Below are 25,208 nucleotides of genomic sequence, written 5' to 3' on the forward strand. Positions count from 1 at the left end.
CATGCCATGACTCTCTTCCGCTCGTGTCATCATGTGCTGCTGATTGTGTGTCTTGCAATCGCAGCTGATTGTCATGGGCAAAGCTTCGAAGAAACCTTTGGTCTGAGACCGGTGCGGCTGAACATGAGGCAGGTGCTTGCTGGCGCACTGGCAAACAGCCTGGATGTGAAAATTAATTATGCGGACTTTGAGATCGCTCAGGTGCGGATCGATGGGGCCGGAGGGAAGTTTGATCCAGTGCTGAGTTTTACCGGTGCGTGGCAAGACAACCGTACGGTTCAGAACACGCAGGAGTACGTGCAGACAGGCGGCTTGCTCGTTCCACGGGCCTCCCCGCATCTTTTTAATCAAAACAACACCCAGGCTGAGACATCATTGGAATGGCGTATGCCGACGGGAACTTCTGTCGTGCTTTTTTCGCAGGTGGGCAGTTACCTCAATGACCTCAACAGGAACAGTCCTGCGGCGCTTTTTTCTCCTGAGCAGCGAGTCACCAATGGAATGAGTCTTGTTCAGCCGTTGATGAAAGATGCGTGGTTTTCTGCCAACCTGGCTGAGATACGCGCCAGCCGTTCCAATGCTCGCATAGCGGACCTTCAATGGCAGCAAAGCCTCTCGGAGGTCATCGCTGCAGTCATTCGTGACTACTACGCGCTGAGCTATGCATTTGAAAATATCGAGGTGAGGCGCGGTGTCCTGGCCTTTGCCAAAACTCTGCTGCATGAGAATGAGCGACGCATGGAGGCCGGTGTGGGGGCGGCGGTAGAGGTGGAAGAGGCTCGTGTCGGGGTAGCCACCGCTCGTGAAGAGGTGGTGGCGGCGATGGAGCTGATCATTCAGCGCCAGCGGGAACTCAAGACCCAATTGCAGTCCTTTGTGTCTGACGCGCAGGGGATTCTTTTTCTTCCAGCGGACGTGCTCCCTCCTGCTGTGGGTTCTCCTCCGCCACGCACGAAATGCCTGGCTGACGCACTCGTTCGCCGACCTGATCATCTGCGCAAACTTAGGGATGCTGAAAAACAAGACATCATCCTCAAATACGCGCGCAATCAGACGCTTCCGCGACTGGACCTGAAGGCCACCGTTAGCGCAAGTGGCCTGGATGGGAGTGTGTCCCGCGCCTATCAGAACTCCATGGATCGGCAGGGTTACAATTTCATGGTGGGCTTTGAATTCTCCGTCCCGCTGGGGAATCACAAGGCCAGGGCTGCGCGCAATGAAGCCGAGTTGCGCAAAGAGCAGGCGTTGATGACAGTTGCTCAATCCGAGCTGGCAGTGTCGGCGGAGGTGGAGGAGGCGCTTGCGGCCTGGCAGGCGGCGTCGACACGACTCACCTATGCTCGTGATTCTGTGAAAGCTGTTGATCAGATGCTGGCTGCCGAGCAAAAACGCTTTGATCAGGGCGTCGCACGTAGTTTTGATGTTCTGCGGGCCAGACGGCTGGTGGCGGATGCTCGCTCACGTGAAATAGCCGCGCTGGCAGATTGGAATGCGGCCCGCACGGCATTGCATGCGCGTACTGGGGTGCTGCTCGAACAAGTCGGGGTGACCATCGAACATGCGGAAAAAGGGGGGGCTTCTGCGCGGCTTCAGCCACAAGGCCCCGGCCAGCTCGCTCCAGCTCCATGATGGCACCCTCCGCCAAATGTGAAAACGACGGCTCTGCTGCCAGCCAGGATGCTGATTGGCATGTTTTCCTGCGTGATACTTTACCAGACTTTGCGGCACTGAGCGGTCTGCTGGAGCATTTCGGCCAGAAATTCGCTGCTGTGGCGGGAGCTGCCTGGTTCATTGAGACTACTTTTGAAGGGCAAACGGCACTCCGACGTGCTGTTTCCTGGGGAGCTCACCCGGCCTTTTCGGGCTATGCAGATCATCAGGCTGAGGATATGCAGCGCGCGGCTGCAGAAAGTATTCGGACGGGCAAGCCACTGCTGCTGCTGCCAGGCCTAAATGCTCCGGATCGCGGGCTTTTCAATCGTTCGGCGGAGCCGCTGATTTCATTGCCTCTGCTCTGTCGTGGCACTCCCGTTGGAGTGCTGCAGTGGTGGGCTTCCCCAGAGATCGACAGGACCGCACTAGCTCGCTTTGTGGAGCAACTGCAGTCAGACACCGTCATGCTGGGGCTGGCTTGGAAGCAACGTGAGGCGAGGGGCGCGGCGCTCAGGGGGGCGGCCCAGTCGCACATCCTTCAGCTTGCGCTGGATCTGTCAGCGGCACATGACGTTTCTGAGATGGCTCAGAAAATTGCAGTGCATGCATGCGCATTGCTGGGTGGGGAGAGAGCCACAGTGATCGTCCGCACTCGTGGGCAATGGCGTGTTCTGGCAGTTTCAGGTGTGGAGCGGATAGATCCACGAGGGGAACACGCCAGGTCAGCCGTTGACTTGGCGTCAGCCCTTGAGAACGGATCTCCTGCCAGTATCAATGGGTTGAGATTTGCAACGGATCCAGTGGTTGGGTCCGTAGGATGGGAGAACGCTCCGCAGGGCTTTTCTGCCAAAGCCACACTGGAGTGGTCGCAAGAGGGCGGGGGGAAACCTTGGGGGATAATCTGGCTTGAGGGAAGCGGCCCTGAAGTCTTTGAGTACCTGGAAAAGGCTGACAAAGCGGGGGATGAAAAAGCGCTGGCTACGTTACAGTTATTCCGTCGGATGGCTTCTTCTTCTTTGAGTCCTGCCATTGCTCGTGAGCAGGGCTTGTTAGGGCTTCTGGCTTCGCGGTTCGTGCAAAAGGCATCTTTCGACAAGCAAAAAGCAACTGTCCGCTGGGCCTGTAGACTGGGGCCGGTGTTGCTTCTTGTGGCAGCTGCACTTTGGCCGCTACAGGTCAAACTGGAAGCTGACTGCGTTGTGAAACCCGCCGTTAGGGGATTTGTCGCCGCAGAGGTGGCTGGTAGAGTGGATAAAATCCTGGTGCGTGAAGGGGATGTTGTTCAAGCTGGTGAAATCATCGCGCGACTGGATGACAGTCGGCTCGAAACAGAATTGCAGACCGCGGAGCAGCTAAGGCTGCGTCACGAAGGCGAGGCTGAGCGTCATCGGGGCAAGGGAGACGAGGCAATGGCTCGTGTTTCTGCCTCGCAGGCAAGGGCTGCTGAAGCTGCCTGCAGGCAGCTGCAAAGCGAGATTGTGCTCTGCGCACTCAAAACACCAGTCGCTGGCGTGGTAGTGACAAGAGACCTGCACCTTCTCGCTGGAGTCTATTTGGAAGCGGGCCAAAATTTTGCCGAAGTGGCTGGCACGAAGGACTGGAACTTGCGCTTGGATTTGAGAGAGGAAGATTTGGAGTTGCTCTCAAACGATCTCTCCAAAGGCGGCCACCCCGAAGTCAGGTACATCCTTCATACCATGAGTTCTGAGGTTTTAACCACCCACCTGAAGGGGATGGCGGACTTGGGCCCCATGGTTGTTCATGAGGGGGGAAGGGGTGTCGTGCCGTTGTTGGTGGGCCCGTTGGAGCCTCCTGTCAATTCTTCGCTGCGCTTTCGCTCGGGCTTGTCGGGCAAAGCCGTGATCGTCCTGCCGTCACAACCAGCCATCAAGGTCTTGACCCGTGATTTTCGTGCTTGGCTGCGGATGCGATGGTGGTTCTGAGAACAAGTGGTGTGCGGGCAACCCTGCCAGCGAAATCACTTGGCAGCTGTAGGTGGAGAGGGGTCAGTCACTCCACGTTTGGCGAAATCCAATTCGATCTGGCCGTAACGCTGCTCCCATGCCTGAACAGCCTTGGCGAGATTGAGAACTAAACGCTTGGCTCCATCGTAAGTCGTGACTACACGGCTCACGACCTTGGCCTGCTCATCGATCAATTGGCCGTAGGCGTTTAGATTGAGCGCAAAATCAATCACCAGTTCGTTTGGGGTGGGAATAACCCTTGCAACATTGGAAAAGATAGCCGGTGGTGGCGGGCCTTCCGATGTTTTTGAATTGGATGGTTCGTTACCGAGAACTTGAATCTGTTCAGCCATGCTCGCCTTATCCGGGCAGCCTCCTTACTAGTCAAGCTTTTAGTATCGCCGCTGCTATCTTTCGCTCAAAGCCGATAATGCGGATCTATGAACTCCAGCCATCTCTGCCAGAGCCAGCGTCCTAGCGGACTGCTACCGCAATCAAACTGAACACATCCGGTCATTCCTGGGCGTATGCATGCTGCCGGGGGCAGGGGGACGCGGACGCCAAAAAACGTTTCCACGGGCAGCATTCGTCCATCGGCCCCGGTGACGACTGCGAGCTCCTTTTCAAGAGCCTGAGCAATGGACTCTGGCAAGTGGCGGAATGGCTCCGTGTGTTCTGCCTGCTTTGCAACCGCTACGTAAGACTCGCTGGAGCAGCCACTCAGCCGCACATGCGTCTTGGCTTGTTGCGGCAACCAGTCCATGGCGTGCTCTTGCACTGGTACGTAGGCTTCATATGGGCCTTCGGAGACAATTTCACACAGTATTTCTCCCGGACGGTAGCCGCGTCCGAGCTGGCAATCGATCTCCTGGGTGACGACGATTCCCTTTGCGGGGCTGCAGATGCGTGTTTTCTCGAGATTTTGTTTTGCGGCCTTCAAAGCAACCTCTGCAGCAAGAACCTCCGCACGCGCCTGGACTAGTAGTCCGGGGGCCTCGGCTCCCAGCAAACGTTCAGCGTTCAGCTTTGAAGCCTCCACTTGGTGTTCTGCCTGTTCGACGGCAGAATTCAGGCGCGGGCTGGCCAGTGTCATCAGGAGATCACCTGGCTCTACGTGCTGACCAACTGCCACATGAACACTCGCAAGTCTGCCGGCGACCTCGGAGCGAATGACGGCCGTTTGAACCGGCGTGACCAAAGCTTTGCGCACTGGTCTGGTTGGGACGGGCAGCCATGAGACAGCGAATATGATCACTGCCATCGTCGCAAGTCTTTGCAGCCAGCGCGGGTTCCATGGCCCCCCTGGCTGACCTGCCATCCAGCGGAATCTTTCAGACAGGTAACGAAACATTGGAATGCCTAGCATGCCGAACAGAAGGACCAATCCTAGTGCATCGCCAGCCCAGCGGAGCCCCAGCTCCGAGCCGAACCATCTGAGAAGAGCGAAAATGCCGGCAATGACCAGCAGCAAATACATCTGCGATGCAAATCCAAAGACAGCCAGCCAGGTGAGGCGGTTATCACCACTGGTTGACGTCCGGGGGAGGAGTGAGCCAAAAAAGATACGGTCAATCACAGTGACGGCAGCGCTCATGGCTCTCTGACGCAGATTGGGAATGCCTGTCAGATCGCTCAGCATGTAGTATCCGTCGAATTTCATCAGTGGGTTGGCATTGAATAGGACTGTCCAGATGCTTGTGATCATCATCAAGGCAAACAAGACTTCACGCGCTGGTCCGGGACGGGATAGGGCCCATGCGATGGCTGCAAATGCAGCGATGACCAGTTCAACGACAATTCCCGCCGCAGCAACCAGCACACGCTGATGTTTTTTGGGAAAGAGATAACTGTCCGATACATTCACGTAAAAGAACGGAGAGAAAAGGATGAGCAGCAGACCGAGCTCACGCACCTCGCCCCCGTAATGTTTGCAGGTCAGCCCATGGCCCAGCTCATGGAGTATTTTCACGACAACCAGCAATATCCAGGCTGCGGCAAGGTTGGGCAGGTTCATGGACTGCTTTATCGCCGCTGGAAATTCATCCAGACGGGAAAAGACTGCCAAACATGCCCCTGCAAGCAGAATCCCCGCAAAGCGGACGGCGCCGACGCTCCAGCACCAGCGAATGCGCTTCTCAGCCCAGGCTAGCATGGAGTCAGGGTCCACCAGGGGGATGCGGGCAAATAAAAAACCGCTTATCCATGCCCACAACCCCAGCCATCCTGAATGACGATGGTGCCTGCGTGCCATGGCTCGGTGTGAGTCTGCGGTCGCGACTAGCAGGCCGCGTTCAAGCAACTGGGAGGCCAGTGCAGCCACATGTTCTGGATCTGATTTGACCCCCATCTCAGCAGCCAGGTCGGCAATCTGCCTGCAGCTGCGCCTGCCATCAAACAGACAAGCCAGATCATAATCATTCGCAGAGAGCTTGAAATAGGTGCGTGCCAGAGAGTGTTTGACCACGACAATCTCCTGGTCTTCGCGTGACTGCCGCGAATTCGTCAGGTCAGCTCTCAATGAAGGAGGAGACCATGATCTTTGGCCTGATTGGGAGAGTGGGCTCATGGGGCTCGCTCAGGCGCTGCTTTCTCGACCCGCATGCCCGCCTTTAGCTCTCCTTTGTCATTGGCTACGTCAACTCGAACCCGGACTAGGGCGCTTTCTGCATCCAGCACGGGATCCACCAAGGCGATTTTGCCATTGAAAAACTTCTCAGCCTGTCCGTTGCCTGCCAGTTTCATCCTGAAATCGTTCCCGAGGCGAAGCATTGCGGCTTCTTCGGCAGAGACGTAAAATTGCGCATAAACACGGTTCAGTCTCGCTACACGTACCACCACCTCATTGAGGAGCACTGATTCTCCCACCTCTTTGTGGATACGGACAACCACCCCTTCAATCGAACTGAAAATCGTGCGTTGTGCCTCCTTGGCTCGGGCGGTTTCCAACGCGTTGAGGGCTAGATCGAATGTGATTCGCTTGGCCAGTGCCTCGGTGCGGGAGCCGATATTTTCGGCGATAAGTTTGGCTGCCGCCTCATGTTCGAAACGCGCCTGCTCGACCAAGGCCTCGGCTTTTTTTATTTCAAGTTTTTCAAGACGGTCGTCCAGTCGCACAAGGGCATGCCCCTTTTTCACCAGATCGCCCTCGTGCACTTTGATCTCAGCTACAACACCAGGCACTGGGAACGTTAGATCTACGTCCTGAAAAGGCAGGATAATGCCCTTGAGTGGCGGTTCAGCGCCGTTGGAGGCCGTGGCGCAAAGACTGGCAATGAGCAGATACACCCATGACGGCAATCGGTGGATTTCCCAAAAACGCTGAACGACATTAAGCATAAGACGCAGGCTTGCACCAGAGGGTGGGAATTCGCAAGGGGCAAAAATTGACAACATCTGACAAGAGCAATAAAGGCAAACTCCGGCTTTTTTCCTGGTGTGTACATCCAGTGAACAAATTCTCGCGCATCGCCGGGGATGTGATTTGGTGATGTGAGCCCATGGAGTTTCGAGCCGCAGTCTTTTTCCTGTTTTTATACTACATCCGTCCCCAGGACTGGATTGCTGGGCTGGCAGGTTTCAATATCATGCGCCCTCTCATTCTGATCTGGGCTGTTGGTCTGCATGGTTCGCACCAACGCTCGCCATATCCTGGGATTCTCAAAACACCCCATGACTGGGTCATGCTGGCCTACTGGGGGTGGGTAGTATGGACAGCGCCAGATGGACAGGGGACATTTACCGCCTTTTTAACTCTGGTCGTCTTCTATGCTTTCACCGTGCAGTCATTGACAACGTGGGAAAGGATGTTGGCATACTTGAAAGCATGGAACTATGCGATTCTCGGAGTTGCTTTGATTGCCGTTGCCAGCCTGTACAAAATCGACTTTACGGGTGCCAGAGAAATGACCGAGCTCAATGAGGGGAGGCTTGCCATTGGTACATGGATGCACAACAATCCCAATGCGCTAGGCCACTCAGTGGCCGTGGTTGTCCCATTGAGCTTTCTTCTGCATTTCTGGCGTTCGGGACTCGTGGGGAAAATGGTGATCTTCCCGTTACAAAGCGCGCTTGCTCTGTATTGCATCTACGAGACGCAGTCGAAGGGGGCATTCCTGGTGACTGCTGCGTTGATGGTGCTGATTTTTGTTATTGGGCGACCTCTGGTTGTGAAGTTATTTGCCTTGGCGCTGGCTGTTTCACTTGGGGTCTCTGCGTTGAGTTTTCTTCCGCGTATGTCAGACATGAACAACCTCCGCTCTGAAGCTGGGGTGCAGGGAAGGCTGATGGCTTGGGAGCTGGCAAAGACCGCCATGGAGCGCAGTCCGGCAGGGTGGAAGCAGTTTGTGGCTTACATCAACTGGTTTGGACTGACCGAAAAAAAGGCAACTCATTCGAGCTATGTCCAAGTGGGCGCGGATTTGGGGGTGAACGGCATGTTCATTTATCTGCTGGCGTTGTGGGTTTCATTCCGAACGACATTCTTTATTCATCGCTTTACTCGCGAAAATGATGACAAGGAGCGCTGTCGCCGTGCCGCTATGGTCCTGATTATTGCTTATGCAGTGTCGAGCTGGATGATTAACAGGGAGTATCACACGGAATACTTTCTCTTGATTGCCGTGGCTGCTGCTATGCATCGGCTGCATAAAGCTGAGGAGCAGATTGCGCAGAGATCAGAAATTGCTGGATTGGCTTCAGCTGGTTGCTCAGATAATCAAGCGATAGGCACCGCACCCTCAGCGGGGTCAGCCGACATTCTGTCCCCAGGAGTGTTAACGCCTGCTGATCAATTGGACGGCCTATTACGAGCGGTTGAAAGCGACAAAAAGACAGATGCTGCTCGAGCCACTGATCATAAGGCGCTGTCTGCTTATGCCGAAATGCCCGTTAAAAAAATAGATGTCGTCGCTGTTCAGGGCAAACAGACTTGGAATCGCATCGACATCTTGGATCTAGCCGCCGGGGCAGCATTAACTTGGTTGGTGATTTATATTTGGGAATATATTCTTAAGAATCTCTAGTCTGCAAGCTCGGCGTCCCAAATCAATTGCTTTGTCATGGGGGCGGGGTGTTCTCCGGGTCAATTAGCTCAGATTGAGCTTTTTGGACCGGCTGCACCTGGGGGGCAAACCAGCCTCCTGGCGGTGGTCCTTTTCGGTATATTGCAAAGGATGTTACCATAAGGATAACCATAAGGAATAGCATTAGAAGCGACTCGAGTATGCTGAACCCTTTTGGTTGGGGGGTGATGCGTAAGAACATGTATTAACTAGTGAATGCAGTGGCTGGCTTCAGTAGTATTAGAACAGAGGCTCCTCGCGTTGCAGTTTTTTGGGAATGTATGATGACCGAGTCATTCCTTGGGTGGAACCAGCCATACCGAAATAATTCCCGTTATGGCTGTGTCCCAGAGGGTAGCTTGAGCAGCTTGCCAAGAGCATCATTGCGAGGAAAAGATGTATCCGTGATGAGATCATAACGCAAAAAAAGAGAGAATAAAATAAGAGTTGTCACGGAAATGCCGTTTTACAACATCATAATGCCAAGTAAATAGAAAACGACAGAAGAGGAACATGCAGACCATCATCACCAATTTTCTAAACGCATCTGCTTTGAATGTGGAGCCTGCGGTTATTTGGGCTTTGATTTTTGCTTATGCGATGCTTGTTGTCTGCGCTGTTGCAAGTGTTTGGTTTTCAAAGATTGGCAGCGCTGCCAAATTGGTGTGGCTTATGTTAATTGTAGCCTGTCCTTTTTTGGGAGTCATTCTCTACTGCATTGCATGTTTGATGCGTGCAGACTACTCAACCTTTGTTCAGATGGGATTCACAAAGAAAAAGTTACCTAATAAGGCGCATGCTGGCATGAAAAAAGCTTCGATCATGACGCAAATGCAAAAAACCGAGCACCAAGTGTGAGTAATTTTTTTCAACCAACGAAATGTCATTCTCGTACATCAAACGTAAGTTTTTTTTAGTGCTGTGCTTGTGCCTCGCAAGCATATCCACTATTCAATCTGTTTGTGCCGCAGAGCCTGATTCTTCTGCGGCCGCTCTCAAAACCGGCGGGTACTATCCTACCCGGGCTGAGGCGTCTGGACGCGGTAACGGTGGCGAAAGTGGTGTGGGTGCGGTGATTGAGCCGCAATTGCCGGGTGCCTTGCCTTCGGTTTCATCTGGCTTTTTTCCAACGCAAGCCGAATCGCCTCTCCTGCGTGGAGCATCTAATGCAAGAAGCGGATATTCCAACGGATATACCGGGCCTGACATCAGGGCTCAAACGGCTACAGACCTCTTTCCGTATCAGGATCAGACACCTAATTTCTACCAAAGAAATTCCATCTTTCACGGAATGGACGAAGTCTTGGGTGTGTTTGCAGGGCAAAATTCGGTGACGACCGAAAGCGACAGGATGAGGCACTCCGCGCTTACTTTTTCTGCCAACTCAGGTCTGCTGACACGGACATTTTCACCTGACCTTGCTACTTTGAAAGCTGGGCCGCTTGCTCTTGATCTTCTTTACATTGGCGCTGGGGCGGTCTGGTCCGACTATAATGGTGCGCAGAATTTTAAAACAGGTCAGGGGGATGGCTTTGTCAGTTACCTTAATGTAGGGTTTCGTGGTTATGCTAGGCTGACCGACACCATTTACCTGGCGGCAGCTGCACAGTTGATTTACCTGCCCGGAACCAATCAGCTTGCCTTCGGCATGGGTTATGGAAGCGCAAATTCCATGGGTGTGACTTTCAACTACTCAGACACCTGGGGTGCGTGGGATGTTATGCTGAGTGACCGGTTCATCGGCAGGCCTGGCTTGAATTTTTACGCTAGGACAACTGAGGATGGCAGCGATAGAGCTGGTCGATACTGGTTCGGCATTCAGCAATCAAACAACTACACTCGAGGTGATTTCTTTAGCAATAACGGGGCGTTTTTTGGTAACACGGTCCAATTTGCAGCTTCTAGATTGGTTTTGAATAACAAATGGCGTTTTATGAGTAAAATCGATCACTCCGACTTTTGGAGGACATTTGATTTTATTGGTCACAGTCAACGCGAGCATCTGGGGCTTGCAATGGGCTATGAAGGCTCCGTTATTCCATTTGCACCACGTTTTACATATGATGTTTACTCATCTGACAGACTGAAATCATTCAGGCATCTTTTTGGGCTTACTTTGACGGGAAGGATTACTGAAAATATCGACTGGGGTGGATATGTTGGCTACGGGTTTGCAACCGGGGCTACAAAAAACTGGGACAAATTTTTGTGGAACATGCGGTTCAATCAGTCTCTTACGGCGAGAACTGAACACAGCATCTCGTTTGGAGAAAACTTCTTTTTTAATGATTACTCAAGTGACTCACTCAGCGCAAGATATGCGGGTTATCAGTTGACTCATGGATTTGCCAGAAATCTTACCTTGTCTTTGCTGGCCCAGATATCGGATCGTGAGACTTATGCTTCAACTGGCAGCACGACGAGCGGTCTTTCTACATCACGTGCAGGCGGTGGCATACGCATGGCCTACCAGCCGTTGGATTTCACCTCAATCAACGCATCAATTTACCATGATGAAGCGCTGAAGCCTGCGGGCTCTTTTGACCGCTGGATTACGCGGATCAGCATTAATCAGCAGCTCAGCATGCGCCTCACCGGAACTCTCTTTTATCAATATTTAGAAAGCAATGGATATAGTGCCGCTCAATTTTCTGAGCATGCGATAGGATTTACTCTGCGTCGTTATTTCTGAGCAAAAAGCACTTTGATGATTTAGACTGGATATTATCGTAGAAAGCAAGCAATCATGAAAACAATGACAAAAAAGAGCCATCTTTGCAGTGAATCGTTCGGTGCATTCGCTTTTGCGATGCTCGGTTCACTTTGTCTGCACACAAGCGATGCACTCGCGCAAATGTACATCGCGCCAGAGGGGCAATCCAACGTTCAGACCAACAAAGATGCCCCGGCGGACTTTCACAAGTATTACGGTCAGCGTGTGAACTCTTGGAGAGATCGTGAGCGGCAAATCGCAAAAATTGATCTTGATGCCGATATGAATCAGGATGGTAATCTCAGCAATACCGATCCTGCTGACGGAGGCTCCTTTGAGGCTACTCCCCCTGGCATGATTTTGGGGGTCGGCGAGTTAACTCGAATCGTCATTCGTGTGATCCCCTACCGCGTTGACTTCGACGGGCATGTGGTTGTCAGTTTGGAGGCCGAGGGGATCAATCGTGGCGATCGTACCGGTGAATATGCCACTTTGGACGATGAGATGGCCTCAATGGGGCATATTCGCGTTTGGAGAGATGCGGGTAAAAAGCAACTGCTGCTTGATACCAGGGATCCTGCCAAGAGGCTTGTTGAATTCACTACCTCATACAAAACATATCCGTACAACCTTCCATTGACTGTGCCGCGGTACGTTTTTGTTGAAGGGGTGCGGCCTTCTCCGAAATACTCAGGCGATATCAGACTGCTGGTGACTGTGTCACATCGCAGTGCGGATGCACAGGCTGCCGGTGCAAATGCTCTCGCAACCACTGCTGGCAAGGAGCCTGCTCCGGTTGAGCCAGAGAAGAAAACTCTCGGTATCAAAAGCTTCAGAACAAGTTTTGATCACATTCTGTTCACCGTTCAAAAGGAACCGTTGGCAAAGCAGTTTGTTAACGACAATAACGCGGGAGTATGGGTGCCTCCGCCAGGCAAAAAGTACATTGAATTCAATTCAGCAGAAGCTCCTTGATACGTGAAGATTGCATTTGTTTGGCATTAATTTGGAAAACAATCATCAGCATATACTTAACTTAGTGATTAGAATGTCTTTGCGACGCATCGTTTTGCTGGTTTCAGCAGCTACGGGGTTGAGCATGTGCTCAAATGAGAATGTTCCTTTAGTTCCTCCCTCCAAATTAAACTTGGTAAAAAATAACCAGGTAGCTTCTAAAGTTGTTTTTCAACCTGGTGACAAACTTGAACTTTATGTCGAGGAGGATCCATCTTTTAACGGGGATTATATCGTGCGCCCGGGTGGGTATATTCTCATTCCTAAAATTGGACGGCTGAAAGTCGAAGGCCTTGATCGTGATGGAGCTGAACAAGTTCTGACTCAAGCCTTGCAAAGAAGCCAGCTCACTAAAGCTAAAGTTCTAGTGGAGCATGTTTCAGGCAATTATGATAGGCCAGGCCCTCCTGGTGTGCCTAAGATCATGGTTTTTATGACGGGGCAGGTCGCTCGATCGGGGGCTCACTATCTCCCTGTCACAGATGGCAAATCCATCGGGCTCTATGAGGCGCTTTTGATTTCTGGTGGGTTGTCTAAATTTGCTCAGCTTGGCAAGGTTGAGGTGTTTAGAAGCGATGCCAATGGTAGGCGCACTCGTACCATGATTGATCTTCGGCCGATCCGTGACGGCTTGGAGGATGATCCTCCGGTCGCAGATGGTGACATTATCAACGTCAGTGAGAAAGTGTTTGGCTTTTAAGTTGAACACTTTCGCTTCATGAAGTCGTTTACCGATCATCTCTCGCTAGGGTTCGGTGCAGGTGCCGTTCCTAGCGAGTAGTGTGACAAAGATTTTCATGACCCCGTTACCAACCAATTCAAAAAGCAAATTCGACCTGACCGTCGTTATCAAAACTTTGCTTGCCTACGAGGTTCATTGGATTTTGATGGTTGAACTCTTGGCGCTGGGAATTCTGGCTGCTGTTGTTGGGTATGTTTTTGCTCGGCCGTCCTATCTTTCGACGTGCGTTATCAAAGCTTACAGGTACTTGGATTCTACTCAGACAGCCATGCAGCCTGCTGGCGGAGGGGTGAGTATTCCCCTCAGGGCAATAGGGGGTAACATGGAGACTCCCTATGTGATTCTTGAGGCGGGAAAACGTATTGGTCTTGCTGGTCCCAAGACTACTTACAGGGGCTTTCGTGACGACGTAGTTCCAAAAGTTAGAATAGGTTATTTGGACGGTGACCTGATAGAAATGACCATTGAGGCCTTCTCACCTACTGCGGTTGAAGAACTGCCCAAGGCATTGATTGAGGTCTATGAAAGCAACCGTGCAAAAATACGCATGGAGATGCGAGAAAAAGCTGTCCAGAAATACATGGATGAGTTGGCCGTCATGCGTGAGCGGGTTTCAAAACAGCTTGATGCAAGGTTGAAATTTGAAGAAGAAAGCGCAATCGCAACAACTCAGGTGGAACTGGAGCATCTCAGTGATGTGCCTGTTCAGATCGTCAAACTGCGCCACCGGCGTGAAGAGATGGAATTGACGCGCCAGGTTTTGATCAAACAGGGGGAGAAGCTGGGAACGATTGGCCAGTTGGCACTTCTGACCAGTAATTCTAATGGCACAACAGCGTCGGGAACCAGTCTGGAAACAGGGCGTCTCGTAAGATCGAATGCCAACGGGCCTGTAACCTTCAAGAGCCCGGATACAACCAGTCGTACTGAAGTTGTAGTCCAGCCTGCGATGGTTGAGGGGCTTGTGCCTTGGAAGAATTTGGAGAAGCGCAAACGGACGCTTGAAGAGCAACTAAGAATGGACAGCATCAAATACCGTGAAGATCATCAAGGAATCAAGGATCTTAAGGAAGAGATAAAAAAGGTGGAGTCAGCCTTGGAATTGGAACTTTCGGTGGCTCGTCAGGCATTCGAAATCGAATCGGCTCAAGTTAAGGCTGAATTGGAGCAGTATGAGGCCAAATTGCCCGAGTACCACAAAGTGGTCAAAAATTATGATGAGAAGCGCTTGGGGTATGATCTGATGCAAAGAAGCCAATTGGCTTGGGACAACGCCTATGAAAAGCTTGCGAAACAAATTGAAGGGTTGGAGCTTGATGGACTTGGCAGCCCTGTGAATCTTGAACTGAAGGGCTTCACAGAAATGCGTAATGTGATCCCGGTCTCTCCAAGCAAAAGCAAGCTGGCCACGCTGGGGCTCTTGATCGGCATTGGTGCAGCCCTAGGGGTTCCCTTTCTGATGAGGCAGACTGACAGCTCAGTGAACAGCCTGGAAGAGTTTACGACAACGATCGGTCTGAGAGGTATTGGCCTGATCCCCAGAACCGATGAGGCAGTTTTGCAGGAGTTGAATCGATCTCCTGCCATTGGTGCTGTGATACCCAATGCTTTGTTGGAAAACTTCAGGTTGATTCGTAGCAGCATCCTTCTGAGTCCATCGCCATCAGGGGAGGAAAAAGTGATCATGGTGACAAGTGCAAGGCCGGGTGAAGGCAAGTCAACCATCGCATGCAATACGGGATGGGCGTTTGCGTCCATAGGTGAGAAAACCTTGGTAATCGACTGTGACTTGCGACGCGGACGCGTTGCCAACATTGCAGGGGTTGATAATGAGACGGGTTTGACGACGACTCTCATCGGTCAGACAAAGTTCGAGGATTGCCTGAAAAAATCGAGTGCAGTGAATCTTTGGGTGCTGCCTCGCGGGCCTATCATCCAAGGCACCACCGAACTGCTTAACACGCCTACATTCGCGAATTTGCTGGAGCAGCTCAAGAAGCAGTTCACGCGCATCATATTGGACACTCCGCCAGTGTTGGGGCTCAGTGAAACAGCCTTTCTTCAAAATTACGCGGCCGGCATTCTATTGGTAGTGCGTGCGCAGAAAACGCCACGCAAAGATGTGGTGGAAGCCGTCGAAACTTTGAGAAAGCTTGATGCTTACTTCTATGGCTTTGTTTTGAACGATGTTGATTTCTCCAAGAGGTTAAATTCATACCAATACTATTACTACTCTTCAAATTATTATGACCTCAACTGGGAGGCTGGAGAGGAGGGCAATCATCCGACCGCGAACGATGAAAAGTCCGCCACCTTCTTTTCAGATCGTTCTTGATCGACTTTTTTATGAGCAGCAACGGCAGCCGTTGGTTATCTCAAAAACTAAGAAGTCTTGCGGATGACACAGAATCCGGGCGTTTTTTGGAGGTGATTTGGAACGGTGGGAGGAAGCTGACTGTTTGGGTTACTGTTCTCTATGCCATTTTCCTGTTGGGTTTGCGGTTTGCCTTGCAATGGGTTGGTGAACGAAACGTTACAGCGGCTTTTTGTTTGTACCTGCCTCCGCTTGTTTGGCTGCTTCCGCTGTGCCTGCTAATGCCGCTGGCGCTGCTTTTTCACCGCAGGTGCCTCGTTTTCCTTGTCGCTTTGGCCGTTTTCACCATCTGGGGCTGGCTGGGATTTCAAGTGGGGGAGGAAAAGCGGGAAGCCGCTGATGGGCGTGTTAGCCTGAGCGTCATGACCTACAACCGTGGTCAGAACATGAATCAAAGCCTGCAGCCCTTCAAGAATGCCACTCAGCCGGATGTGCTGGTGTTTCAAGAAGCTGGCGGACGCGCTGATGGCTTTCTGCGTGCGACCGGTTATGCAGAATTCGGGCATGGAGTTAGCGTTGGCGAATTCACTCTGCTTAGCCGTTACCCCATCACATCCAACACACTTGTGCAGGATGCCGCATCGCAGCGGCCTGCCAGGGCTGCTAAGTTTACGATCGATTGGAACGGCCGCATGATTTCCGTTTATGCGGTGCATTTGATGACCCCAAGAGACGTGTTGCGCTCCTATATGCGGGGGGCTTTTCTATGGGGTGTACTTGGTGTTCCAGGAACCCCTTGGGCGAAGAAGAGAAAATATTATCAATCCTTCTGGGATGGGCAGATGCAGGATGCGAAAATGATCCTGGACGCAGTTCGCAGTGATCCAAATCCATGCATCGTTGCAGGTGACTTTAATGCGCCACATACAGGTTATCTGCATCGGATGGTTACGCGGGAACTGATCGACTCCCATGCAACCTCCGGGCATGGCTTCGGTTTTACCTTTCCAGGTGTTACGCACAACCCCTTGAGTCTAGGCGGGCCGTGGATGCGGATAGATTACATTTTTCATGACCGTCGTTGGGATGCCCTGGAGTGCATCACGGAAAAAGATCGGCCCTCTCAGCATCGCGCTTTGGTGGCCAAGCTGAGACTCACCAGCGCTGGACCGTAGAAGCATATTTCATCGTGCTTCCGCCCATGCGGCCATTGTCACGGATGGAAATAACCGCACGCTCAACATTTTGCGAACACGCCGGGGGAGCAGCCCCAGGGCGCTTTCGACCAAGTCATTTGCAAAGTTTAGCCCTGCGCCAGGACAAGGCTTGCCAGTGCGATACATGCAGGTCCTGGCAAAGCCGTGCTTGTGGAGCAATTTTCGCATTTCTCGATATGTCCATTCCTGGAAATGAAAGCACTGCAGCGTGTTGCCAAAATGCCGGGAAACGTCATGTGGGCCCGAGTAGCGGTGCGGAGTGTCGAAGACATACACTCCGCCAGGCTTGAGCAACCGTCTGGCCAAAGTGAAATGTGCGTCAACGTCTTCAGGGTGAAGATGCTCAAGAAACTGGTAGCTGAAAAGCACGTCCACAGTGGCGTCCGCCACGGGGAGTTCGTATCCATCGTACACGATCAGCTCAAGATTGGCCGGAGATTGCTCTCCTGGAGAGCGTTGATCGGATATATCCACGCCGATCACACTTCCTGCTTCCTTGGCAACAGCCGCTGCCAGACGGCAGTCGCCTGGGGCGAACTCCAGAAAGACACAGTCCTTGCGGAGAAATGGCCGAAGTAACCTCATCTGAGTCTCGACCTTGCGGCGACTGGACTCCGGTGTCTCGCGCCTGGTCAGCCGTGGGTGATCAGGCACACGTTCAAAAAGCTGAGTGTAGAGAGTTTTGAAAAGCTCGGTGCGTTCCTTTCTCGTGGACTGGCGCATTTGGACGGCCAGCTCACGCTCGACCTCAAAATGATGCCGGATGCGTTCGGGTGTGCGTGGATCTTGGGAGGACATGGCCTTTATGCAGATGTTGACTTGCAACGGGTGGTTAACTCCATGAAGCAGCTAGCGGCCTTCGTCCATGAAAGATTCGTTTCCACTTCTTTCCGCGCTTTTTCGGCCAGTCTCGCAGAGAAGGCGCAGTCTTGGGCGAGGCTTAGTAGAGAGGTGGCAAAAGCTGCCGCACCATCTGCAATCAAGATGTTTTCCCCCGGGGTCACGGCCAGGCCTTCTGCACCGATGGTTGTTGAAACGACTGGCACGCCCATGGCCATGGCTTCATAAATTTTGATGCGTGTGCCACCGCCTGCTTTCAACGGTACCACGATGACATCGCACTGGTGCACATGGCTTTGCACTTCCTCCACGGTGCCGGTGACCTCGATGCCTGCATCTGCGACAGCCAGTTCGCGAATCTTTGCAGGTGGCTTACGCCCGATGATTTTGAAGCGACAGTCTGGCAGCTTGGCCCTGACACTCGGCAGGATTTCATGCACAAAATCAAGTGTCGCATCGATGTTCGGCATCCAATCCATGGAACCAAGAAATCCCATGACAAATGGCTGCCCTGGTGGCCTGGGGGGGGCTGGTTGGAATGAGAGCACATCGACGCCTGTCGGCACATGGCCCAGCACATTTGTCAGCCTGTATTCAGTGCGCGAGATTTCGGCATCCTCCGGAGAGACGGTGATAACCCCATCAAATAGCGATGAAAGGCGAGCCTCCCAGCGCTTCATCCGTCTGTGCTGGATGCCCAGATACCACTTCTTGGTCAGAGAACTTTGGTTTGCTGCAAGGCGCTCCCAAATTTGGGCCTCGATGTTGTGCTGAAACAGTATGACCGGGCATTGAAAACGGAGGCCAATAAAGTTCAGGGCCGGGGCTAGGAAATCGCAGATGACAAGGTCAAACGACTGCTTTTGGGAAAGCTCCCTCAGCTTTTGGTGCAGCGCCCGGGCTTCATAGCGCTGCAATGCGTAGGGGCGAGTGGTGCAAAGGGTGCTTTTTGCGAGGTCTAGCCAGAAACGTAAAGTCCCCTTGGCGGGGGTGCGGGTGCGCACCCATTGTTTCTCCGTGGCATAGGCGTCACCCTCCTCCAGGGCATGAAGTTGTTCCCCTTCGGGCAGCAGGGACAGATAGACGACGTGGTGTGCTTTGCTCATCTCTGTGAGCAAGGCATGAGTCCGGCGTTTTCCACCGGTGTCCAAAGGCAGCAGGGGGCCAGTTTTTACCCAGAGAATACGCATGAAGAATTTGGCAGTGTGAAAGCGGTTGAGTGATCTCTCAAGCAAGTTGTCTGCCATCGGGTTTTTTTCCCCAAAGACTCAGAGGGGAGTGGCGGCAGCGCATGTAGGTGAGCAAGGCGCGTGCGCAACTCCACTGAAGCATCAAAAAGCCAGCGGGCACTGTGACTAGCCGCGAACGAAGCCCTCCAAAGGCACAGCCTGCTATGCCCAGGCCGTAGCAGGCCGTCTGGCAGGTTAGCAGCAGCCAGATCAGGGGGGTTTTGGGAGCGGCTGCATTCAGGGCAAACGCAATGATCATCAGCCACGGGACTGCAAGCCGGGCATATTTGTGGCTGATCAGCTGGATCCAGAGACGGTTGCGCCAGGGCAGCAGCCACCCTGGGTGGCGTTCGATCATCTGGTAGTTACCCACCAATGTTCGCAGCTTTCGTTCGGACTCTTTGGCGGGATCAAGAGTTTGTGGGTCGAAGGCGAGAGCCGTGGGGACATAGGCGATACGCCAGCCCTTGAGGGCGATTTGCATGGGCACCACCACATCATCCAGAATCGTGTCGGGCTGCAGGTCGGTGTAGAGTTCTCTGCGTATGGCGTAAATGGCCCCTGTGCAGCCGATCACAGAATCCACCCTGGCCTCACACTCTCTCAGACGAGTTTCCATACGCCAGTAAAGGTCCACCCCTCTGCCGGCTCCCGACTCAGATTTGGCGATGGTCAGAAGGCCACTCGCTGCACCGACCTCAGGATTGTTGAATGCTTCGGCGAGTCTTTGCAGAGCGTGTTCATCAAAAGACTGCCTGAGATCTGCAAAAATGATGATCGGATGCCGGGCACTTTTCACTGAATCATTGAGCGCCGCCCATTTTCCCCGCTGTTTCGGGTGTGACAGCACTCGCACATTCTTAACACCAGAACTGGCTGCCAGCTCGGCGGAATCGTCTTCACAACCATCGCAAAACACAATGTACTCGCGTTCACCCTCCCACGGGCATGCTGCCAGGTTTTTCAAGCGCTCCTGAATCCTGCCCGCGCCATTGTGAATGCACAGCACAATGCTGACGGCCTCTGGCATCGGTGACTCAGATGCCTGCGGGTGACTTCGCATTTTGGCCAGAGCCCACATGATGCAGGCATATCCGACCTGGATATAAGCGATGGCAAGAAGAGTGATGACCAGCAAAAAGCTCATGAGCGGATCATTCGAGATACCGCGCTGCCATCCAAAGTAAACATGCGTGTTGAACATCGGGGCAATCAGAGGCAGAAAGCAGCATGGCAAAAATCCTGCTTATGTCTGCGAATTTATTTCTTTCTGAGCCGCTATGGTAAAGGCATTCGACAAGTGGCTGCTGCCCTGGCTTCGTCAAAGCCTGCGCTCTTCAAACGCTCCGGTTACGGATGTCATGCTCGCCGTCTGCGATCATTTTGAGCCTTTTCACAGGTCAGACAAAGACGGTGCCATGCGTCGGATGAAAGCTTGGCAGGACAGTCTGCCCGGCATCACCGCGGCCGCTGTGGACCATGATGGGGGCGGTCCACGCCATACCTTTTTTTATCCGATCGAACAGTATGATCCGGATGTCATTCAATCTCTGACCTCACTGTGCCAGCGTACGCGAAATGAAGTCGAGATTCACCTGCATCACGACAATGACACCGCCGAAAATCTGATTCGCGTTTTGGACCAGGGAAAAGCGGACTTGCGCAGGCATGGCCTGCTGGGAGCCAGTCCACTCGGAGGGGCTGCTTTTGGCTTCATCCACGGCAACTGGGCTTTGGACGATTCGGACCCTCAAGGAAAAGGGTGTGGGGTGCGTGGGGAGCTCGCTATTCTCAAGAAGGCTGGCTGCTATGCGGATCTAACGATGCCCTCAGCTCCTCACCGGACTCAGGCTCCCATGGTCAATCAGCTCTATTATTCTCAGAGCAGCCTCGAGGGGTGCTCGCACCATCGGGGGGTGTGCGCCTCTGCCATAGGCTCCACGTCCAAAAACCTGCGTGACAGGGACGATTGGTTGCTTCTGGTTCAGGGGCCTCTTGGTCTCGACTGGCGGCGGCGTAAATGGGGCCTTTTTCCAAGAATCGAGAATGCAGACATCACTTCGGCCAATCCGCCGACCTCGCAACGCGCTGCTGGCTGGATCAATGCGGGCATCAGTGTGACTGGCGCCGAGGGCTGGCGGTTCGTAAAACTTCATACCCACGGCGGCCCGGAGAGGAATCACGCGGCATTGATTGGCGGAGCACGTCGCAAGTTTCACCAGGAACTTGGGGAACTGGCCAGCCGTTCGGGTTTCCGTCTTCACTATGTCAGTGCAAGAGAGATGGTTAACATTCTTCATGCTGCTGAAGACGGGAAGGGCGGGGGGGATGCCGGTTTGTGGAGAGATTACCTCTATTCCCCGCCGCCGTGCCTGCAAAAAAACGATGCATGAACCTTCTTGTAGCCACCAATCTGTTTCCAGATCAGAACGAACCCTGGCGTGGACTTGACAACGCCACACTGGTTCACGCCCTGAAGCGGCAAGACCCTAGGCTCAATGTTCGTGTGATGGCATTTAGGCCTTCATTCAGGCGTTTTGGCTCAGCCGCGGCTCATTTGAAATCCCGGCCTGTCGATGAATGTCTGCAGGTTGAGTATTTTTGGACACCCTACCTGCCCCGCTGGGGCGGCATGAACCACCGCCTGTTTTCGCATGCCTTTGCCAAAGCGCGAAAAGCCTTGCCTGCGGATTTCGTTCCCCAGGCGGTCTTGGTTCCTTGGCTTTTTCCTGATGCCTGTGGCGTGGCGCTGCAAGCTTCAACATGGGGTGTCCCCATCGTTGCAGTTGCCCAGGGCTCTGATGTTCACCAGTATCTCGACATGCCATTCAGGCGCCGCGCCATTCTGGCAATGTCCCGTCGTGTCAAAGCCATCATCACTCGCAGCAACGACCTGGAAAAACGCCTCGTCCGGCAAGGCGTTTCGGGCGCCAAAGTCTGCACAGTTTACAATGGAGTGGATGTCCACACCTTCAAGCCGGCATCCCGAAGTGCTGCGCGTGCAGCCCTCGGGCAGCCAGACGATGAACGGTTGCTTCTTTTCGTGGGCAATTTCCTGCCGGTCAAAGGCCTTGATCTGCTGCTCGCCGCTTCCGCTCAAGTCATGGCCGTGCAGAAGACGAGGCTCGTCTTGATCGGCAGCGGCCCGCTGGAAGGAGCTCTGCGAAGCCAGGCTGCAGAACTGGGAATCTCTGGGCAGGTGCACTTCGTTGGACGCCACGCAGCCCCCCAGGTGGCGCAGTGGATGCAGGCGGCAGACGCAGTTTGTCTGACCAGTCTCAACGAAGGTGTGCCCAATGTGGTCTTGGAGGCCATGTCCAGCGGTCGTGCTCCGGTTTGCATCGATGTTGGGGGCATTGGCGAAGTGGTGATTCCTGCGCTGGGCAAAAAGTTTCTTGTCCCACAGCGGGATGCTTCCGCGTATGCAGCAGCTCTGCAGGCTGCTCTGGATAGCCCACCGGATGAAGTCGCACTGCACGACATCGCCTGTGGGGCTTATTCTTGGGAGAGCTGCGCCAACAAGTATCTGGAGCTGCTTCGCGGTAGCTGAGGCAGGGAAAGGTCAGGCTTCGGCGAGAACCTGAATCTGCGGTCGGTTTGGCATTTCAGTGCTCTCGTCACCGGTATTTGAGATGCCATCTGCAGCGTCTAGGTCCAGTGCAGTCTCCTTGGTGTAACGCTGTCTTGTGGTGGCTTTCAGCCCCCCGCCAATAACGACACGCACAGTGTCCAGCAGAATCAGGCTGTCGAAAAGAACCCCTGCGTGTTTCAAATAATAGAGGTCGTACTCCAGCTTGCATTTGGAATCATTGATGGAAGCCCCATAGGGATAGCACACCTGCGCCCAGCCGGTCAGACCCGGTTGAAGCATGTGACGCTCCTGATAATATGGCAGCAGGTGTGAGAGCTTGGTGACAAATTCCGGACGCTCCGGTCTCGGTCCGACGAAAGACATCTCCCCACGAAAAACGTTCAGCAGCTGCGGGATCTCATCGATCCGATAACGGCGCAAAAATGCCCCGCCGGGAAAGACGCGAGGGTCGGATGAAACCGAAGACCAGACTGCGCCGCCTTTCTCTGCGTCAATGCGCATGCTCCGCAGTTTGTAAATTTGAAAACGCCTGCCAAAGCGTCCTATGCGCTCCTGCTTGAAGAAGACAGGTCCTTCGGGGGAGAAGATGCGCACGATGGCCATGCCCATGAGAAGGAACGGGGACAGAAGGACCAGCAGGATCAGGGAGTTCGTGATGTCAAAAAATCTCTTGAGCTTGCTGAAATACAAGCTGCGTGAATTGGACTCTGACTGCAGCAGCCAGCTCATGGTCACCAGGTGCAGCGGTATGTAGTGCAGGTGCTTTTCACAAATCGCAGTCAGGCTGCTGCAGGTGAAACCAAGATAGCGAAGCCTTCTGAATTCATTTCTTGCCTTTTCGTCTTCAACCCTTTTCTCCAAGAACACAATTTGCTCCAGCTTGTGTCTCCGAATCAGTTTGCGGACATTGCGCAGCCTTCCAAGAAAATCCTCCTCGGCCTCAGGTTCTTCATCAATGCTGATGCGTCCGACGACATGCACGCCGGCCGGGCAAAGTGTGCGCAGAAGCTGATATTCCTCAAGCTCCTCTGCAGATTCTGCGACGAAAGCAATCCGCGTTGGGGCGATGCGGTGCTTGTGATACATGAGCCAGTGGACACCGAGCAGCAGCGGGTAGGCAAAAAGACAGCCCAGCGCCATAAACCCACGGCCAATGCGCAGGTCAAAACTCATGTAGCCAACCAGAGTTATGATCACGAATGAAATGACAAACGCGAAGGTCAGCAGAACGCTGTGAATGATGAATGAGGACCTGCGCTGGGACTCGACAGAGTACAGACCCAAAATATAGACCGATGAACTCAGGGCTGATGCGCCGACCACGATCGGTGCGATGTAATCTTCAAGGCGCCAAAGTTCTGTAAACGTCAGGTAGTTGGCCAGCAGATAAGACCCGATGAATATACAGACATCCCGCAGGGCGCGTACGCCTACTTTGGTCCAATGGCCTCTGGTGGAGTTATGCATGAATCACACTTATTTCAGAAATTAAACTAAGATGTCCAAATAACTTTCGGCTGGGTAGTTAACGAAGCAGTTAAATGGTTGTTTGCAAAACTTATCAGGTGATCATTTCGAAAGATTGGTCAGGAGAACAGCTGGTGGGTTATCTTTGAGCCTTTTTCAGCACGTGCAGCCCCAGCAGGCCGACACAAAATGAAATGGAGATGGCGAGCGGGTGAAACCAGAAAAGCAAATCACGGGCCAAATTTAGGTTTACGAATCCTGAGAGAGACCACCTGATGCCGATGTAGCCTGCCAGCGCTGCACAGGCGCATAAAGTCAAAAGCAGGGAGAAGAAAAGCACCCCTTCATCCAGGTGGATGAGCTTTTGGGTTATTTTCAGCCGACGGTCTGAACTCTGCAGAAACAGCATGCAGCTGAAAAGATAAAACTGAGCCCCGATGATGCCTGCAAGAAGCAGCAGGGCCTCGCTGTGGAGGTCAAAAATGTGAAACACCCCGGCGATGCTCACCGGCCCAGTGCAGAACGCCGTTATCTGCATCAATGTGGTCAGCAGCACTGTCATAAAGCCAAGCAGCTCAAACAACCGAGGCTTTTCGGAAAAAATGAAAAGCAGGTGCCGCATGCCATCCCGCCAGGTTCTCAGATGCGCCACACGGCCTTCCGGCCCTTTGCGGAGTCCTGATGAAATTTCCACCGTGCGCGCACCGGCTTTGAGGGCCTTGATCAGCAGTTCAGAGGCAAACTCCATGCCGTTGGAGCGTATCTGCCATTCCTTGAAAGCTGATTTGCGAATGCAGCGAAAGCCCGAGTTGCAGTCTGAAAGCTTGCCATGAAAAAGCCAGTTGATCAGGGTGGTTAGCACTGGCGTGCCCGCCCACCTGTGCAACCAGGGCATGGCTCCTGGTTCGATGCTGCCAGTCATTCGGGATGCGATGGCCATGTCTGCATTTCCATCCTTCGCCGCCTTGTATAGCGCCGCTGCATCCTCATAAAGGTAGGTGCTGTCGGAGTCTGCAAACATGACATACTCAGCATGACTCGCTTCGATCCCCCCCCGCAGGGCGGCTCCGTAGCCACGTGCAGCCACCGGCACGACACGACAGCCCATGCTCGAGGCGATTTCGCGGGAGCGGTCCGTGCTTCCATTGTCAGCGACGACGATCTCATGACGGATTTCGCTTCCTGCCAGACTGTCCTTAACACGCTGAATGCATGAGCCCAGAGTCGCCTCTTCATTAAGACAGGGGAAGACAAAACTCAAATCAACAGCAGGTGATTCTGCTGGCGGGCTCGTGTTAAGCGGGAGAGTGCTGCTCATGGGGGCGCTTTGCTGCACCTGAATCCACCGAATGGCAAGTTCCCACTTTGCGCTTCAATGGATTCGTTCGCAGGTTTGATTCTAA

Annotated in this window: 19 protein-coding genes; 11 read left to right on the forward strand and 8 right to left on the reverse strand. The window is 53.3% G+C overall.

The genetic code is table 11. The features are described 5' to 3' along the window. Positions 1-6 precede the first annotated feature (6 nt). Positions 7-1,629, forward strand: a complete 1,623-nt coding sequence (locus tag ACZ5WW_RS21075) for a TolC family protein (protein WP_377162561.1) — start codon at positions 7-9, stop codon at positions 1,627-1,629. After that, positions 1,626-3,596, forward strand: a complete 1,971-nt coding sequence (locus ACZ5WW_RS21080; RefSeq protein WP_377162563.1) for an efflux RND transporter periplasmic adaptor subunit — start codon at positions 1,626-1,628, stop codon at positions 3,594-3,596. Before ACZ5WW_RS21075 ends, ACZ5WW_RS21080 begins: the two co-directional genes overlap by 4 nt. 35 nt (positions 3,597-3,631) lie before the next feature. On the opposite strand, the gene ACZ5WW_RS21085 is transcribed toward ACZ5WW_RS21080, so the two are convergent. From ACZ5WW_RS21085 to ACZ5WW_RS21095, 3 genes are all read right to left on the reverse strand, one after another. After that, complete coding sequence (locus ACZ5WW_RS21085; RefSeq protein ID WP_377162565.1) at positions 3,632-3,970, reverse strand: DUF3467 domain-containing protein; 339 nt, start codon at positions 3,968-3,970, stop codon at positions 3,632-3,634. Positions 3,971-4,035: 65 nt separating this feature from the next. Then, the gene (locus tag ACZ5WW_RS21090) at positions 4,036-6,183 is read right to left on the reverse strand and encodes an efflux RND transporter periplasmic adaptor subunit (RefSeq protein WP_377162567.1); all 2,148 of its coding nucleotides are present in this window, start codon (positions 6,181-6,183) and stop codon (positions 4,036-4,038) included. After that, positions 6,180-6,953: an efflux RND transporter periplasmic adaptor subunit gene (locus ACZ5WW_RS21095; RefSeq protein ID WP_377162569.1), complete on the reverse strand. Its 774-nt coding sequence runs from the start codon at positions 6,951-6,953 to the stop codon at positions 6,180-6,182. The genes ACZ5WW_RS21090 and ACZ5WW_RS21095 overlap by 4 nt, the downstream gene beginning before the upstream one ends. Before the next feature lie 161 nt (positions 6,954-7,114). On the opposite strand from ACZ5WW_RS21095, the gene ACZ5WW_RS21100 reads away from it, so the two are divergent. The 7 genes from ACZ5WW_RS21100 (at position 7,115) to ACZ5WW_RS21130 (ending at position 16,635) form a co-directional block, all read left to right on the forward strand. Next, positions 7,115-8,638 (forward strand): O-antigen ligase family protein, encoded by a 1,524-nt coding sequence (locus ACZ5WW_RS21100; RefSeq protein WP_377162571.1) that lies wholly within the window; start codon positions 7,115-7,117, stop codon positions 8,636-8,638. A 552-nt stretch (positions 8,639-9,190) separates the two neighbouring features. After that, entirely contained in the window at positions 9,191-9,535 is a 345-nt protein-coding gene (locus ACZ5WW_RS21105) for a PLD nuclease N-terminal domain-containing protein (RefSeq protein ID WP_377162573.1), read from the forward strand. Positions 9,536-9,557: 22 nt separating this feature from the next. Next, positions 9,558-11,369, forward strand: coding sequence for a porin family protein (locus ACZ5WW_RS21110; protein ID WP_377162575.1), 1,812 nt, complete (start codon positions 9,558-9,560; stop codon positions 11,367-11,369). 54 nt (positions 11,370-11,423) lie between these two features. Further along, entirely contained in the window at positions 11,424-12,365 is a 942-nt protein-coding gene (locus ACZ5WW_RS21115; protein ID WP_377162577.1) for a hypothetical protein, read from the forward strand. A 73-nt stretch (positions 12,366-12,438) separates the two neighbouring features. Continuing rightward, on the forward strand, positions 12,439-13,104 hold the full coding sequence (locus ACZ5WW_RS21120; protein ID WP_377162579.1) for a polysaccharide biosynthesis/export family protein: 666 nt from the start codon (positions 12,439-12,441) through the stop codon (positions 13,102-13,104). 97 nt (positions 13,105-13,201) lie between these two features. Beyond that, positions 13,202-15,481, forward strand: a complete 2,280-nt coding sequence (locus ACZ5WW_RS21125) for a polysaccharide biosynthesis tyrosine autokinase (RefSeq protein WP_377162581.1) — start codon at positions 13,202-13,204, stop codon at positions 15,479-15,481. Next, positions 15,478-16,635 carry an endonuclease/exonuclease/phosphatase family protein gene (locus ACZ5WW_RS21130; protein ID WP_377162583.1) on the forward strand — a complete coding sequence of 386 codons (1,158 nt, stop codon included), beginning with the start codon at positions 15,478-15,480 and terminating at the stop codon, positions 16,633-16,635. Before ACZ5WW_RS21125 ends, ACZ5WW_RS21130 begins: the two co-directional genes overlap by 4 nt. A 9-nt stretch (positions 16,636-16,644) precedes the next feature. On the opposite strand, the gene ACZ5WW_RS21135 is transcribed toward ACZ5WW_RS21130, so the two are convergent. From ACZ5WW_RS21135 to ACZ5WW_RS21145, 3 genes are read right to left on the reverse strand one after another with little or no spacing between them, the layout of a single operon-like run. Further along, positions 16,645-17,475, reverse strand: a complete 831-nt coding sequence (locus tag ACZ5WW_RS21135; RefSeq protein ID WP_377162585.1) for a class I SAM-dependent methyltransferase — start codon at positions 17,473-17,475, stop codon at positions 16,645-16,647. A gap of 5 nt (positions 17,476-17,480) precedes the next feature. Next, positions 17,481-18,764: a glycosyltransferase family 4 protein gene (locus ACZ5WW_RS21140; RefSeq protein ID WP_377162587.1), complete on the reverse strand. Its 1,284-nt coding sequence runs from the start codon at positions 18,762-18,764 to the stop codon at positions 17,481-17,483. Beyond that, positions 18,745-19,950 carry a glycosyltransferase gene (locus tag ACZ5WW_RS21145; protein ID WP_377162589.1) on the reverse strand — a complete coding sequence of 402 codons (1,206 nt, stop codon included), beginning with the start codon at positions 19,948-19,950 and terminating at the stop codon, positions 18,745-18,747. Before ACZ5WW_RS21145 ends, ACZ5WW_RS21140 begins: the two co-directional genes overlap by 20 nt. A gap of 76 nt (positions 19,951-20,026) precedes the next feature. On the opposite strand from ACZ5WW_RS21145, the gene ACZ5WW_RS21150 reads away from it, so the two are divergent. Both ACZ5WW_RS21150 and ACZ5WW_RS21155 read left to right on the forward strand, forming a co-directional pair. Next, a complete protein-coding gene (locus ACZ5WW_RS21150; protein WP_377162591.1) occupies positions 20,027-21,139 on the forward strand; it encodes a hypothetical protein in 1,113 nt (370 codons plus the stop codon). Beyond that, positions 21,115-22,296: a glycosyltransferase gene (locus tag ACZ5WW_RS21155; protein WP_377162593.1), complete on the forward strand. Its 1,182-nt coding sequence runs from the start codon at positions 21,115-21,117 to the stop codon at positions 22,294-22,296. Before ACZ5WW_RS21150 ends, ACZ5WW_RS21155 begins: the two co-directional genes overlap by 25 nt. Positions 22,297-22,308: 12 nt before the next feature. Here ACZ5WW_RS21155 and ACZ5WW_RS21160 read toward each other — a convergent pair whose 3' ends face one another. Together ACZ5WW_RS21160 and ACZ5WW_RS21165 are read right to left on the reverse strand one after the other, a co-directional pair. After that, complete coding sequence (locus ACZ5WW_RS21160; protein ID WP_377162595.1) at positions 22,309-23,805, reverse strand: exopolysaccharide biosynthesis polyprenyl glycosylphosphotransferase; 1,497 nt, start codon at positions 23,803-23,805, stop codon at positions 22,309-22,311. Between the two features lie 139 nt (positions 23,806-23,944). Further along, entirely contained in the window at positions 23,945-25,123 is a 1,179-nt protein-coding gene (locus tag ACZ5WW_RS21165; protein ID WP_377162597.1) for a glycosyltransferase family 2 protein, read from the reverse strand. Between the last annotated feature and the right edge of the window lie 85 nt (positions 25,124-25,208).

It is taken from the genome of Prosthecobacter fluviatilis (assembly GCF_055388355.1).

What these genes read in the sequence shown, in the direction of transcription:
- ACZ5WW_RS21075 (WP_377162561.1), top strand. Translation starts at nt 7, where the DNA reads ATGACTCTCTTCCGCTCGTGTCATCATGTGCTGCTGATTGTGTGTCTT.
- ACZ5WW_RS21080 (WP_377162563.1), top strand. Translation starts at nt 1,626, where the DNA reads ATGATGGCACCCTCCGCCAAATGTGAAAACGACGGCTCTGCTGCCAGC.
- ACZ5WW_RS21085 (WP_377162565.1), bottom strand. Translation starts at nt 3,970, where the DNA reads ATGGCTGAACAGATTCAAGTTCTCGGTAACGAACCATCCAATTCAAAA.
- ACZ5WW_RS21090 (WP_377162567.1), bottom strand. Translation starts at nt 6,183, where the DNA reads ATGAGCCCACTCTCCCAATCAGGCCAAAGATCATGGTCTCCTCCTTCA.
- ACZ5WW_RS21095 (WP_377162569.1), bottom strand. Translation starts at nt 6,953, where the DNA reads ATGCTTAATGTCGTTCAGCGTTTTTGGGAAATCCACCGATTGCCGTCA.
- ACZ5WW_RS21100 (WP_377162571.1), top strand. Translation starts at nt 7,115, where the DNA reads ATGGAGTTTCGAGCCGCAGTCTTTTTCCTGTTTTTATACTACATCCGT.
- ACZ5WW_RS21105 (WP_377162573.1), top strand. Translation starts at nt 9,191, where the DNA reads ATGCAGACCATCATCACCAATTTTCTAAACGCATCTGCTTTGAATGTG.
- ACZ5WW_RS21110 (WP_377162575.1), top strand. Translation starts at nt 9,558, where the DNA reads ATGTCATTCTCGTACATCAAACGTAAGTTTTTTTTAGTGCTGTGCTTG.
- ACZ5WW_RS21115 (WP_377162577.1), top strand. Translation starts at nt 11,424, where the DNA reads ATGAAAACAATGACAAAAAAGAGCCATCTTTGCAGTGAATCGTTCGGT.
- ACZ5WW_RS21120 (WP_377162579.1), top strand. Translation starts at nt 12,439, where the DNA reads ATGTCTTTGCGACGCATCGTTTTGCTGGTTTCAGCAGCTACGGGGTTG.
- ACZ5WW_RS21125 (WP_377162581.1), top strand. Translation starts at nt 13,202, where the DNA reads ATGACCCCGTTACCAACCAATTCAAAAAGCAAATTCGACCTGACCGTC.
- ACZ5WW_RS21135 (WP_377162585.1), bottom strand. Translation starts at nt 17,475, where the DNA reads ATGTCCTCCCAAGATCCACGCACACCCGAACGCATCCGGCATCATTTT.
- ACZ5WW_RS21140 (WP_377162587.1), bottom strand. Translation starts at nt 18,764, where the DNA reads ATGGCAGACAACTTGCTTGAGAGATCACTCAACCGCTTTCACACTGCC.
- ACZ5WW_RS21145 (WP_377162589.1), bottom strand. Translation starts at nt 19,950, where the DNA reads ATGTTCAACACGCATGTTTACTTTGGATGGCAGCGCGGTATCTCGAAT.
- ACZ5WW_RS21150 (WP_377162591.1), top strand. Translation starts at nt 20,027, where the DNA reads ATGGTAAAGGCATTCGACAAGTGGCTGCTGCCCTGGCTTCGTCAAAGC.
- ACZ5WW_RS21160 (WP_377162595.1), bottom strand. Translation starts at nt 23,805, where the DNA reads ATGCATAACTCCACCAGAGGCCATTGGACCAAAGTAGGCGTACGCGCC.
- ACZ5WW_RS21165 (WP_377162597.1), bottom strand. Translation starts at nt 25,123, where the DNA reads ATGAGCAGCACTCTCCCGCTTAACACGAGCCCGCCAGCAGAATCACCT.